Source organism: Streptomyces sp. NBC_01618, from assembly GCF_045209435.1.
Lineage (GTDB): Bacteria > Actinomycetota > Actinomycetes > Streptomycetales > Streptomycetaceae > Streptomyces.
Map to the genome: position 1 here is coordinate 6,184,645 of NZ_CP109297.1, position 13,416 is coordinate 6,198,060.

The 13,416-nt window shown below is 70.0% G+C and carries 9 protein-coding genes and 1 pseudogene; 9 read left to right on the forward strand and 1 reads right to left on the reverse strand.

All coding sequences use genetic code 11. The annotated features are described in order from the left end of the window. Positions 1 to 4 precede the first annotated feature (4 nt). The 9 genes and pseudogenes from OH735_RS28650 to OH735_RS28690 all read left to right on the forward strand — a co-directional run bounded on the left by OH735_RS28650 (position 5) and on the right by OH735_RS28690 (position 11,690). Entirely contained in the window at positions 5 to 3,316 is a 3,312-nt protein-coding gene (locus OH735_RS28650) for an SAV_2336 N-terminal domain-related protein (RefSeq protein WP_406384505.1), read from the forward strand. Between the two features lie 682 nt (positions 3,317 to 3,998). Beyond that, positions 3,999 to 4,715: pseudogene (locus OH735_RS28655) on the forward strand (AMP-binding protein); the annotation flags it as partial. A gap of 122 nt (positions 4,716 to 4,837) precedes the next feature. Continuing rightward, positions 4,838 to 5,371, forward strand: a complete 534-nt coding sequence (locus tag OH735_RS28660; protein ID WP_406384506.1) for a hypothetical protein — start codon at positions 4,838 to 4,840, stop codon at positions 5,369 to 5,371. Between the two features lie 44 nt (positions 5,372 to 5,415). Further along, complete coding sequence (locus OH735_RS28665) at positions 5,416 to 6,429, forward strand: hypothetical protein (RefSeq protein ID WP_406384507.1); 1,014 nt, start codon at positions 5,416 to 5,418, stop codon at positions 6,427 to 6,429. A 19-nt stretch (positions 6,430 to 6,448) separates the two neighbouring features. Continuing rightward, a complete protein-coding gene (locus tag OH735_RS28670; protein WP_406384508.1) occupies positions 6,449 to 7,783 on the forward strand; it encodes a Dyp-type peroxidase in 1,335 nt (444 codons plus the stop codon). A 347-nt stretch (positions 7,784 to 8,130) separates the two neighbouring features. After that, complete coding sequence (locus OH735_RS28675; protein WP_406384509.1) at positions 8,131 to 9,204, forward strand: NAD-dependent epimerase/dehydratase family protein; 1,074 nt, start codon at positions 8,131 to 8,133, stop codon at positions 9,202 to 9,204. 154 nt (positions 9,205 to 9,358) lie between these two features. Beyond that, positions 9,359 to 10,105 carry a glycosyltransferase family 2 protein gene (locus OH735_RS28680; protein ID WP_406384510.1) on the forward strand — a complete coding sequence of 249 codons (747 nt, stop codon included), beginning with the start codon at positions 9,359 to 9,361 and terminating at the stop codon, positions 10,103 to 10,105. Beyond that, on the forward strand, positions 10,102 to 10,779 hold the full coding sequence (locus OH735_RS28685; RefSeq protein ID WP_406384511.1) for a DUF2064 domain-containing protein: 678 nt from the start codon (positions 10,102 to 10,104) through the stop codon (positions 10,777 to 10,779). Before OH735_RS28680 ends, OH735_RS28685 begins: the two co-directional genes overlap by 4 nt. Positions 10,780 to 10,802: 23 nt before the next feature. Next, positions 10,803 to 11,690, forward strand: a complete 888-nt coding sequence (locus tag OH735_RS28690) for a class I SAM-dependent methyltransferase (RefSeq protein WP_406386786.1) — start codon at positions 10,803 to 10,805, stop codon at positions 11,688 to 11,690. A gap of 262 nt (positions 11,691 to 11,952) precedes the next feature. Here the strand turns inward: OH735_RS28690 and OH735_RS28695 are convergent, their stop codons facing one another. Continuing rightward, a complete protein-coding gene (locus OH735_RS28695) occupies positions 11,953 to 13,266 on the reverse strand; it encodes a molybdopterin-dependent oxidoreductase (protein ID WP_406384512.1) in 1,314 nt (437 codons plus the stop codon). Positions 13,267 to 13,416: the final 150 nt, after the last annotated feature.

The following is a 13,416-nucleotide window of genomic DNA, read 5'->3' on the forward strand; positions in this document are numbered from 1 at the left end:
GAGCATGTTCGAGCGGGTGCGGAACGCCCTGGCCGACTGCGGAGCAGATCTGTCGAGCGAGGAGTTCCTCGACGCCCTCTGGCTGGCCACCCGGCTGCCGTCGGCCCCCGCGGGTGCGCCGGCACAGGCGTCCGGGACACTGCCGGACGACGGCCCCGAGGAAGGCGACGAGGGTGAATCGACGGGGCCGACGGCTGCCGGCGGTCGGGCCCCGTACGCCCGCCCGGCCAGCGCGTTCCGGCGGCCCCGGCGCGGTCGAGGCGCCCTGCGGGGCGGCGCGGCTCCCGCTCCGGAGCCCGATCGGACGTTCACCGTGCCCCCGGGAGCCCCGGCCGTATCGGTCCGGCCTCCTGGTGAGAAGGCCCTCGGCGCGGCGGAACTCGCCCTCGGGCGTGCGCTGCGCCCGCTCCGTATGCCCCGGCCGGATCCGCGCCGACGCGAGCTGGACATTCCCCGAACCGTGGCAGCCATGGCCGAGACCGGGCTGCCCGATGTCGTGCTGCGGCCGGCCGGCCGGCATGGGCTGGATCTCGCGATCCTCGTGGACGACGGAGTGTCCATGCTGCCCTGGCAGCGCCTCGCCACCGAGGTACGACTCCTCATGGAACGCAGCGGTGCGTTCGGCGTCGTCCACACCTTCAGCTTGGACACCCGGAGCCCGGACGGGCCGCTGCTGGGCCACCGCCCGTTCGGCACGGCTCCTGCGACGCTCCCGCCCACCGCCGTCGCAGACCCTTCGGGCCGCACGCTGCTGATCGTGGTCAGCGACGGAGTGGGCCGGGCGTGGCAGGACGGCCGTATGCACCATCTGCTCGACCGGCTGGCGAAGGTGAGCCCGGTCGCCGTGCTGCACACCCTCCCCCGTCGGATGTGGGCCGGCACCGGAATCCGGGCGGAGCACTGGCAGGTGACCACGCGCCGCCAGGCGGCGGCCAACGCGACGTGGGGCATCACGGATCCCGTACTGCCACCCGACCTGCGGCCGTTCAACGGCACACCCGTCCCCGTCCTCACCCCCACCCCCGACGCGGTGACGGCCTGGACCCGTCTGGTCGGCTCGGCGGGCACCACTGCGCTGCTCCCGCTGCTGGGGCCCGCCCCCCGGCGCATCCCGTCCGACGCGCCGAGCGCCGCACGACCCCGTACTCCTCAGGAGCCGTACGCCGAGGTACTGCGGTTCCGCTCCTTCGCGTCGACGGAGGCGTACCGGGTCGCGGTGCACCTGGCGGCGGTCGCGCCACTGCCCGTACCCGCGATGCAACTCGTCCGGCAGGCACTGGGCGCCTCGGTGGACTCGGGACACCTCGCGGAGGTTTTCCTGAGCGGCCTGCTCCACCGGGTCGGCGACATCGACCGGCCACCCCAGCAGTGGCAGTTCGACTTCGCCGAAGGGACGCGCCGGATCCTCCTCGGAGCGATCCCGCCGCCCGAACTCCTACGGACCACCCGCGCGGTTTCCAGCCGCCTGGCCGAGTTGAGCGGCACCGCGCCCAGCTTCCTCGCCTGGCTGCCCCACCCGGACGGCCAGGACCACATCGACACCGGTCAACGCGCTCTCAGCTGGGTGGACGAGCGGGTCATGCGCCGACTGGGCGTTCCGCTGCCGGACGCGCCCGCCGTCGCGCCACCGCAGTACGACCTCGCGATCCGGACCACCCACTCACCGCCGGTGCCGCCCGGCATGGCGGCGAAGGAAGTGCTGATTCCGTGGGATGCCGGGGCGGAAGCGAACCCGAAGACGGCGGACGCGCTGCGGGCGGGCGGTCTGTCACCGAGTGACGTGGCCACGAGGATCCTCTTCATCGCTCCACCGGGACCGGCGGCCGCCCTGCCGGTCTACACCGCGATGGTCGGATTCACCCACCGGTGGGTGGACGCCCACGCCGATGGCAGCACGCTGGACATGGCCGGCCTCCAGCTCTTCACGGAGCACATCGGTGACGTGGCACGGCCGGACGCGCACCTGCCCTGGGCCCAGGCGGGCGGACCACCCACGGACGGCATGCCCACCGTGCCCTTCGCCGTCGACCCGGCCGCGCGGCTGGACGAGACCACCCTGCGGACGGTGCGTTACGCGGCACGGCTGCGCATGGTTCCGCCGGACTCGGCGGCGGCTGCCCTGACCATGCTGGCCAGGGTCGCGGCTCTGCGGACCAGGGGGGACACCGAGTGGCGCCTGCCGGTCCTGTCCACCGGAACCGAGCCGCCTCCGGTGGGCAAGTCGACCGAGGGTCAGGGCGTCGACCTGGAGCTGATCAGGAAGGCGGCGGACCGGTTCCGCAAGGAGGCCGTGAAGGGCAGGGAGACGACCGAGGTGATGCCGGTGCCCGCGTTGTCGCCGCTCAACCGGCGTATCGCGGAGGCGAATGCGGCGGACCCCGCCGTGCTGCTGCGCCGACTCGGCGTCGCTTCGGAGGACGGGGTGGTGTGGACGTGCCCCCGTGACCGGGGCGACCACGGGGACGCCGTCCTGAAGGTCACCTCTCAGGGGCAGGTCTCGTGCAAGCACTGTTATCCGAGCAAGGTCGGGTTGGTGCGACTCGTCGCGGACACCCTGCGCCTGACGCCGGACGAGGCGGCCGCATTCATCCTGAACGACTCCGGTGACCGCGTCCCGGCACCCGGTATGGCGGTGACCGCGCGGGTCACCGGCCGGACGCCGGAAGCGTACCGATGCACCGTCCACCATCCCGTCACCGGGCAGGTGCACCAAGCGGTCCTGCCGACGCAGGAATTCCGGGAGTCCCCCAGGGACCAGCCCTTCTCACGTCTGACGAAGGGTGACCACGTCGTCGCGCTGGTCCTCGAGCCGTGGGACGGAGCCCTCGTTCTCTCCCTCACCTCCCCGGACCTGGTGGAGCGCGTTCTGGTCGGGTTCGTGCCCGAGCTGACGACCGGCGATGTCGTGATCACCCGGATCGCCCGGGTCGCGGGAGCACTGACGAAGATCGCCGCCGCACCCACCAGGCCGGCCTCCAGCGTCAGGGGAGCATTCGTAGGAAGGGACGCCGAGCGGATCAGGGGTGCCCAGCACCTGCTGTCAGGGGGGAAGACCAAGGAGAAGTTCGAGGTCATCGCCCATTCCGGCGATCAGCGCACCCTCCTCGTGAACGCGCTCGTCTACGCGGAGCCGACGGGCATACTCATAGACCGGCAGCGGGCCGTCGTCGCCGTTCCGCGCCACCAGGTCCGCAGCGCCATCGGACGCGGTGGTCTGAACGCCGAGCTTGCCGGAAGGCTCACAGGTCTGTACGTCCGGATCGTCCCCGCGGGAAGCGACCTCAGGCTGGAGATGGACTCGGCGTTCGGCGCGTAGCCACCTCACCCGGGGTACGGGTCCGTGATGCGACCGAGGGCGGTACGCCCCTTGGGCCGTGAGCCACTGATCGGCCGGCGGACGAGTACGTTCGTCGGCCCGGTGAGGAATCCCCTGCCGAGCGACGCACGGCCCGTCGGTCGGCTGTGACGCTCGTTTGACGCTCCGCGTGTCCGACGGCCCTCATCGGGGCCGGAACGCAACCTCCGACCTGCTGTTTCAGTGCCCGCCTCCAGGGTGACGTGTTTCCGATGACCTCGCACGTGGAGTGCGTGGCTATTCTCGAGCCGACCGCGAAGGGCTCCTGACCTGCGGTTTCGCGGCGGACGGTGGGCCGCTTGACCTGTTTTTGGGCAGGCAACGGGTCGAGCGGACAGCCTCCGCTGTGGAGATGTCCTGACCTGCATGTTCAGGTTGAGCCGGCGACCGTACCGGTCACGGTGCCAGGGCGTCGCTGTGGATTCTTGACGCTCAGGTGACGCTCGGTGTTCCTGTCACGAAGGCGATGGCGTGGCCGTCGGAGTTGACGGTTTGTTCTTCTTGCTGCCCGCACTGTGGGTAGGACGGCACCACAATTGCCTTCTGAGTGGTCCCGAGTTCGATGCTCGTGGGTCAGGCTGTATGGCTCGGGTGTGCAGGTGGGTGGAAGAGCATCCCTCGGCCCGCGCTGTCAGCTGGACCGCCTCTGCCCGGCATCGTCGACCGGACCGATGACGACCAGGCCCTGATCCTCTACATCTCGGCCACCACCGGGACGCCGAAGGGCGCCGAACTGTCACACCGGAACCTGGCCACCAACACCGCGACCACGGCCGAGACGCTGCTTCAGGTCGGACCTGACGACGTGCTCTTCGGCGGTCTGCCCCTCTGCCACGCTTTCGGCCAGACCTGCGCGATGAGGCTCGTGGCCGAGGGCGGCGCCGAGGTGCCCCCGGGCGAGGTCGGGGAGATCGCGATCCGTGGCGAGAACGTGATGACCGGCTATTGGAACCGCCCGGAGGCCACAGAGGAAGCGATCAGCGACGGATGGTTCCGCAGCGGTGATCTGGCCCGTGTCGACGAGGACGGCTTCTACTCATCGTCGACCGCAAGAAGGACCTGATCATCCGCGGCGGCTACAAATGTCTACCCGCGCGAGGTCGAGGAGGTGCTGGACGAGCACCCAGCCGTCGCCGAGGCCGCGGTCGTCGGCGTGCCGCATCCGGTCCACGGAGAGGAGATCGCGGCGTTGATCACGGTCCGGCCCGGTGCCCATGCCACGGCCGAGGAGATCCGCGACCACGTCAAGGACCGGGTGGCCGCCTACAAGTACCCCCGGATCGTCACCTCCACAGCCGAGCTCCCCAAGGGCCCCACCGGCGAGATCCTCAAACGCGAGATCGTGGTCACCGACCGGTGAACCACGGGCCGACGGACCGCCCTGGCTCTCCTCCTCCTTGCTGCTCCCGAGGCGGGTGGATGTGGTCCGTGGGAATATGAGAGGGATTTGTTTCCGGCCAGTAGATGGCGGCAGGAGCGGACATGGAGATCAAGCCGCAGGCGGCGATCATCCCCAAGGACACCGCCCAATTCGAGCAGGGGAAATACGGCCCCATTTTTCCGAAGACACCGGCGTGCTATGGGTTCACCATCGTCGCCAAGGTCAAGCTCGGCCGCGCCGACGCGATGCGCGAGTATGGCTATGCCTTGGCCAAGGCTTTGGAGGAAGACCCCCACCTTCTCGCGCCACTGAAGTTGCACTACCTGCGCTGGGTGCTCTTTGACGACGACACGCGCTTCATGTATCAGGGGATCTTCGACACCGACTTCGACAAGTACACCGAGGACGCCATCGCGCTTTTCGGCAAGGCGGGGGTGAACACGGCCTTCGAGAATCTCGAAGGATTCCCCGAGGACTGGCGGACCAACCCTGAGGCATTCGGCAGGTTTGTGCGCGAACACCACTGTCCGAGCTTCATCGAGTACGGGGAGTACCCGTACGTGTCCGCTGATGAGATCAAGAAGGCTCTGCGGATCAAGGGTGCCCTGTCGGAGATGCTCGACCAGTTGCAGTGAGAGCGGGCTGTCGTGTGCTTGTCCCATTGCGGATCGGAGACGAGATGAGCGAGGTCAGGACCGCGCGCACCTACAACCAGAACCACATCCCGCGCGAACGCACCCCTGGTCGGCGACGGGTGAGCATCTACGTCTCGTGGAGCTATCCGGCCGAGGCGGGCAGGAATCCGGCTGAGCTGGACAACCGGTTCTCCACGCTGACGGAGGTCAGACGGGTGGCGTGGCCTGCCTACGAGGACCCGAAGTGGTCCGACCCGATGCAGTTCCAGCAGGGCATCGCCGGCTCACTGGAATTGTTCTTCTGGGCCTGGGTGCCGTTCCAGGAGTTCGTCGAGGAGGTCACCGGGCACCCCGTCCCGGTGTATCAGCGCATCGACCAGGCCGGATTCCGGACCCCGCTCGACGAGCGCGTACTGGCCGACACCGACACCCTTTTCGTCTTCGGCCTTGACCACATGGTCACCGGGCAGGAGGCCCAGCCCGAGGAGGTCGAGGCACTGCGGGCCTTCCTCAGCCGAGAGGACGCCTGTCTGGTCCTGGGACCCCACCATGACGTCGGGGCATCGGACGATCTGGCCGCGCGGGACGTGGAGTACCACCATCACGGCGACCCCTTGGTCCCCCGCCAGCAGCGATTCGCCACCTACGTCCGGGGCCTGATGCACGGCCTCGCGGTGCCGGTCGAGAACCGCTACGGCCTGCGCCCCGCGGTGCGGGAGAAGAACAAGATCGCCCCGCTGTCCACGATCGGGGACCTGGACGCCAAAGGGTGGCTGGAGGGGGTGACGAACTTCAATTTCCACATGCATCTGCCGCACTACGCCGTGACGACCGACGAGCCGGATGCCATCCATGTCCTGGCAAGGCAACCGATCGACACCTCCAGGCCGCATCCGTTCACTGATGCCGGCAATACCGAGTTCAACATGTTCCTGTGGATGCCGCCGAGCGGTGAGCGGGCCGGCGATGTACTGCTGGCGGACTCCACGATCTTCAGTTCGCTGTTCGGAGGCGACGAGAGTCTCAGGAACTTCTGGCGGAACCTCGTCTCGAAGTAGCGCCGCAGGGAGGTGGACCGTGAGCGAGCCCACGCGAATCGTGTTGGAACTCGACGACATCCAGCGCGGGGTTCTCAGCCCGCGGCCGACTCCCTACGCGGCGACATATCTTGTGTTCCGCGTCGATGACCGGGCCGACGGTCGGGAACTGATGCGGCGCGCGAGCGCGGTGGTGACCTCTGCCGCCGACCCAGTCAGCCCCCTGGGGGACACATGGGTCAGTGTCGCCGTCACCTGTCACGGTCTGGAGGCGCTGGGCGTGCCGCGCGGGTCACTGGACTCGTTCGCCTGGGAATTCCGGCAGGGGATGGCCGCCCGGGCCACAGCGCTGGGCGATGTCGGCGAGAGCAGCCCCGAGAGCTGGGAAGCGCCGCTGGGCACGCCGGATGTCCATGTGGTGCTCGCGGCGGTCGCGCCCGACGTCCCGCGGTTGGAGGCGGCCGTCGATCGGGCCCGGCCCGCGTACGAGGGCCTCGCCGGTGTGACCGCGATCTGGCGGCAGGACTGTTACGCGCTGCCCACCGAGACCGAGCACTTCGGCTATCGCGACGGCGTCAGCCATCCGGCCGTCGAAGGAAGCGGCATCCCCGGGTCCAACCAACTGGAGGTGCCATTGAAGGCCGGGGAGTTCGTGCTCGGCTGTCGGGACGAGATCGGCGGTAGCCAGACCCCGCAGCCGGAGGAGCTCGGGCGCAACGGCAGCTACGCGGTCTTCCGTAAGCTCCACCAGGACGTCGCAGCGTTCCGGCGCTATCTGCGGGACAACGCCACCGGCCCCGACGACGAGGAACTGCTCGCGGCCAAGATCATGGGACGCTGGCGCAGCGGAGCTCCCCTGGCGCTCAGTCCGCAGCATGACGACCCCGCTCTCGGTGCCGACCCGCACCGCCGCAACACCTTCCTGTACGAGCGCGACGATCCGGCGGGATTCATCACGCCCGGCGGCTGCCACATCCGCCGGGCCAACCCCCGCGACGCCTCGGTGGCGGGAGAGGTACGTCTGCACCGCATGATCAGACGCGGCGCCGCCTACGGTCCGCCGCTGCCCGAGGGAGTTCTGGAGGACGACGGGGCCGACCGCGGCCTGATGTTCGCGTTCATCGGAGCCCATCTCGGCCGGCAGTTCGAGTTCGTCCAGTCGCAATGGATGAACGACGGCGTCTTCTTCGGCTCGGGCAACGCCAAAGACCCCGTCACCGGATCGCACGACGGCGTCACCGGCTTCACGATTCCCCGACGGCCGGTGCGACGACGCCTTGCGCCCCTGCCGCGGTTCGTCGTCACCCGCGGCGGCGAGTACTGCTTCCTGCCGGGCCTGAGCGCCCTGCGCTGGCTCGGCGACCTCCGGGCCTGAGGGCCGCGCCGCGCGCGCCGGCACCGCGGGTGCTCCCCAACTGAGGGGAATGCCTCATGGACACCCTGCACATGCTCCTGACCTGCGGTTTTGCGCGTGCGCACGACGTGCGTCGTGGGCGTTACGGGCGATATCTTGACGCTGAAATGACGCTCGTGACGCCCATTCGGCACTCGTTCCGATGGGGTGTCAGGTGGTTTGGGTCGCAGGTGATGACTGCTGCGTCGGTCCAGTGACGAGTTCGCGTTCGTTTCGTCGGCAGACGCCCGTAGGACATCTCTTACGATCCCGTGACGCGCCGCGCGGGAACCGGCCATGTGACTCGCCGGCGGCCTAGCGTGGCCGCCATGCGCGTACTGGTTACCGGTGGAGCCGGATTTATCGGGTCGCAGATCGTCCATACCCTCAGATCGGCCGGGCATCAGTCAGTCGTGTTCGACGCACTGCTGTCTTCGGTGCATGGTGCGGCAGTAGACCCCGCAGGCTGCGACGCCGAGCGAATCATCGCGGACGTTCGCGATCGGGAGGCGGTGGGCAGGGCCCTACGGGGCATCGACGCCGTGTGTCATCAGGCAGCGATGGTCGGCTTGGGAAGTGACTTCGCGGACGCGCCCGAGTATGTCGGGTGCAATGATCTCGGGACGGCGGTGCTGCTTGCGGCGATGGCCGGGGCGGGTGTGCGGAGCCTGGTCCTGGCCGGTTCGATGGTGGTCTACGGGGAGGGACGTTACGACTGTCCCCGCCACGGCACGGTCCGGCCGGGACCGAGGACGGTGGCTGACCTGGACGCGGGCCGGTTCGAGCCACACTGTCCATGCTGTGGTGCGGAGTTGGCACCTGGCCTGGTCACCGAGGAAGCGCCCACGGACCCGCGTAATGTGTACGCGGCCACCAAGCTCGCCCAGGAACATCTCACCGCGGCCTGGGCGCGCGCGACGGGCGGGTTCGCGGTGTCGTTGCGTTACCACAATGTGTACGGACCGGGGATGCCGCGCGACACACCGTACGCCGGTGTCGCCTCTTTCTTTCGGTCGGCTCTGGCCCATGGAGAGGCCCCCCAGGTCTTTGAAGACGGCTGCCAGCGGAGGGATTTCGTCCACGTAAGGGATGTGGCGGCCGCGAACGCATTGGCACTGGAGGCCGTCAAAGGAAACCGGCCGGGCAGTTTTGCTGTCTACAACACAGGGAGCGGGGATCCCCGCACCATCGGCGAGATGGCCTCGGCACTGGCTTCGGCACACGGTGGCCCTGCTCCTGAGGTCACCGGCGAATACCGGCTCGGTGATGTACGCCATGTCACTGCGGACTCACGACGACTGCGAGACGAGCTGGGCTGGAAACCGCAGGAAGGGTTCGCCACGGGAATGGCGGAGTTTGCGACGGCCCCGTTGCGGGGGATGCGCCCAAGCACCGGAAGATGATCGGGCCTGAACCGTCCGGGATGTTCTCCATCCCGCCACCCTGGCATGCATGTGAGGCACGCACGGCCCCCATCCGCTGCTATCAGGCCGACGTCCATTTTTCGTAAGAAAATGGAGCCCGGAATGTCGGTTTCTGCTCCGTAGGGTGAGCGGCGTGACCGATTCCCCCCTGGCGGGCCCTTCGTCCGCCCATATCCCCACCCCGCGTGCCGACGTCGTCCTGCCCTGTTTGGACGAGGCCGCGGCCCTGCCCCGGGTGCTGGACGCCGTCCCGGACGGCTGGCGCGCGATCGTCGTCGACAACGGCTCCACCGACGGGTCGGCCGAACTGGCCCGCTCGCTCGGCGCCACCGTCGTGCACGAGCCGCGACGCGGCTTCGGCGCCGCCTGCCATGCCGGACTGCTCGCCGCCGAGGCGGAGTTCGTCTGCTTCTGTGACTGCGACGGCTCGCTGGACCCCGGCCTGCTCCCCGCCTTCGTACGCCGGATCGCCGACGGCGAGACCGACCTGCTGCTCGGCCGCCGCTGCCCCGAGGGCCGCGGTGCCTGGCCGCTGCACGCCCGCGCCGGCAATTTCGCGCTGGCCCGGATGCTGCGCCGCCGCACCGGCTTGCGGCTGAACGACCTCGGCCCGATGCGGGCCGGGCGCCGGGCGGATTTGCTGGCGCTCGGTCTTACCGACCGGCGCAGCGGCTATCCGTTGCAGATGGTGGTCCGCGCGGCGGACGCCGGGCTGCGGGTCACGGAGACCGACGTCCCGTATCTCCCCCGCAGCGGAAAATCGAAGGTCACCGGCACCTGGCGGGGTACCTGGCAGGCGGTGCGCGACATGCGCGCGGTGCTGCTTCAGCCACCGGCCGGGACGGCTCCGGGGACCGTGCGCCCGGGGGTGTCCCGGTGAGCGCCCCGGCCGGCCCCGGTGCGGCCGAGGACTTGTCCGGCCCGACGACCGTGCTGGTCATCGCCAAGGAACCGTTGCGGGGCCGGGTCAAGACCCGGCTCACCCCGCCGTTCACACCTGCCCAGGCCGCCCGGCTCGCCGAGGCGGCGCTCGGTGACACTCTGCGGACCGTGTGCTCCCTGCCCGCCCGGCGCCGCGCCGTCGTCCTCGAGGGCCGGCCGGGGCCGTGGCTGCCGCCCGGCATCGAGGTGTTGCCGCAGGGCACCGGCCGCCTCGACGAACGGCTTGCCGCGGCCTTCGCCTGCTGTACCGGCCCGACTCTCCTCATCGGCATGGACACCCCCCAGATCACCCCCGCCCACCTGGCCGCCGCGCTCCGTCCCGCCGCCTGGGACGGCTGCGACGCCTGGTTCGGACCGGCCGACGACGGCGGCTTCTGGGCGCTGGGCCTGGCCGTCCCCGCCCCGGAACTCCTGCTCGGCGTCCCCATGTCCGTACCCGAGACCGGCGCGGTCCAGCGCCGACGCCTGGTCGACGCCGGGCTGACCGTGCGCGATCTTCCGCAATTGCGTGATGTGGACACCGCACAGGACGCCGTCGCCGTCGCCGCCGCGGCGCCGCACGGCCGGTTCGCCGCGACGCTCGCCCTGCTGACCCCGGCGGAGGCCCAGTGAACCTGGTCCCTCACCGCAGCAGGCTGGTCACGGCGCCCCCGTCCCCCGACCGCGGCACCACGTCCTGGGGCACCGATCCGTACGCTGAGGCGCTGCGCAACGGTCACGGACCGCTCTTCCTCCGCCGTACCGACGGCCGGCTGTTGCCCCTGGACGTCGAACGCTGGTGCGCGAAAGCCGACGCCGCCGACCTGTCGGCACTGGGCCGCTGCGAAGGCCCCGTTCTGGATATCGGCTGCGGGCCCGGCCGGCTGGTCGCCGAGCTCGCCTTCCGCGGCCATCGCGCACTCGGCATCGACATCAGCGAGACCGCCGTCGCCCGCACCCTTCGACTCGGCGGAGCGGCGCTGCACCGCTCCGTCTTCGACCCGCTGCCGGGCGAGGGCCGCTGGGGAACCGCCCTGCTCCTCGACGGCAACATCGGCATCGGCGGGAACCCGCCTCTCCTCCTGCGCCGCACGGCCAACCTGCTCGCCCCGGGTGGTCTGCTCATCGCCGAGACGACACCCCATGACATCGACGAGAGACTCCAGGTCCGGCTGGACGACGGACGCGGCACAGCGGCCGCCGCCACCGGCGCCTTCGGCCCCGCGACCGCCTCACCGTTCCCCTGGGCCCGGCTCGGCACACCGGCCCTGCTGCGGTACGCGCAGGCGTACAGGTGGCAGCCCGTCGATCAGTGGGAGGCGGACGGCCGTCCCTTCGTGTCCCTGCGCCGCAACCGGGCGGTACGGATGACGAGCAACAGCGCCGAGCCCGCGAACAGCAACCCCGTGATCAGCAGCCAGTTCCCCAGGAACACGTCGAGGGACAGCCCGCTGTACGGCTCGTACCGCATGGCGTGCCGGGTGATCAGCGGCCACCACATCAGCAGGAGCAGGCCGGAGAGGAAGGCCGGTACGCGGACGTAGTTGACCAGCCCGGTACGAGGCCCGAGCGCCCGGCGCAGGACCAGGTCCGCCGACGCGTACAGCGGCAGCAACACCAGATCGTGCAGGAGCGCGGAGCCGATGAACCACACCACGATCGCGAACGTGTCGCCCGCCAGCAGCCGCACGCCCGCATAGCCCGCGAGGGCGAATGTCGCGGCCAGCAGGAGGAGATGCAGCGGCCCTTCCCCGTACCAACGCCTGAGAACCACTCGAGGATTCACCTGGTTCCCCGCCTTCCCGCTCACAGTGCCTCGAACGTCAGCCGGGCCACCCATTTGGTGTTGAGTACGCCGGGGGCCGCCGGGACGATGATCCGCGCCGGATATCCGTGATCGAGTGAGAGGTTCTCGCCATTGACCTGCAATGCCAGCAGCGCGCGCGGGTCACGCACCTGGTTGTCGCGAAGCGCCACCTTCCGGAACGCCCCGCTGCGCTGGACGGACTCCACCATCACCCCCGGTGGCCGGTCCGGATACCCCACGAGTACCGCCAGATCCCTCAGCCGCACTCCGCGCCACCACTGGTCCGATGTCGCCCAGCCCTCCACACACGCGATCGGCAGCGCCGCGCTGTACTGGTCCATGGCCAGCAGCTGTTCCCGGCTGAGCCGGATCTTCCCGGCGGGCCCGCTGACGGTGAGCCGCCAGCCCTTCCCCGTATCGGCCGCCGTCACGCCGACGGCCGCGGCCGTCTTGTTGATCTGGAAGCCGTTCGGCCCCGGACCGGGTTCGGCCGCGCCGTGCGGGGTGAGGAGGGCGACCTGTCGCAGGGGCCCGTCGAAGCTCCGGCCCGCCGACGTGATCAGCAGCAGCAGCGACCCGCCGCCCGCCATGGCGAGCGCACCGCGCCGGGAGATGGTCGGCGGAGCGGGGTCGGGGGCGGCCAGTTCATCCGCCTCGCCCGGCGCGGAGCCCTCCAGCCGGCCGCCCCGCAGCACCCGGACGGCCCGCGGCAACTTCAGCCCGGTGTGGGCGAGGAACGCGGCGAAGAACACCCACGCCCCGTAGAAGTGCAGCGGATAGAACGACCCCGGGAACACGTACTCCAGCTGGATGTTGAGCAGTCCGGTGATGAACTCGAACAGTGCCCCGCCGACGAGCAGCAGCAGCGACACCCGCTCCAGCGCATGCCCCACGGACCGGACCGGCGGCAGCACGAAGAGCTTCGGGATCACCGACCACAGCTTCGCCAGCAGTACGGGGACGAGGGCGATGCCCACCGTGACATGCAGCCCCTGCGTCAGCCGGTACAGCCAGTGCGGACCGGTCGGCCAGGCGAAGAGATAGAACCCCAGCAGGCCCTTGCCCGGCGTCTTGTCGTTGACCGGCGCGAGGTCCGGGTTGTACGCGGCGTACGACAGCAGACCGGTCACGAACAGCAGGGTGAGCCCGGCGAGCAGGACCAGCCCGAGCACCGCCGTGAACCGGACACCGCGCACCGGGCTGCGCCAGAACCCGGGCGCGGAGGGAAGCCGCCCGGTGAAGGCCGGGCCACGACCCGATGCCGAGCCCGGAAACGAGAAGGGGGAGCTTTTTCCGAAACGTCTGTCACCCATGTCCCGAAGCTATGCCCGGGACGCCTGACCGCAGGGCGTACGACTCCTGACGAATCTCTGACGTCACGCCCCGGAGCGGGCAGCCGGAGCAAGATCTGACGGTTCGGTGACACGATCCCGTGGCATCACGCGTAACCGCCCTGCTGTGCA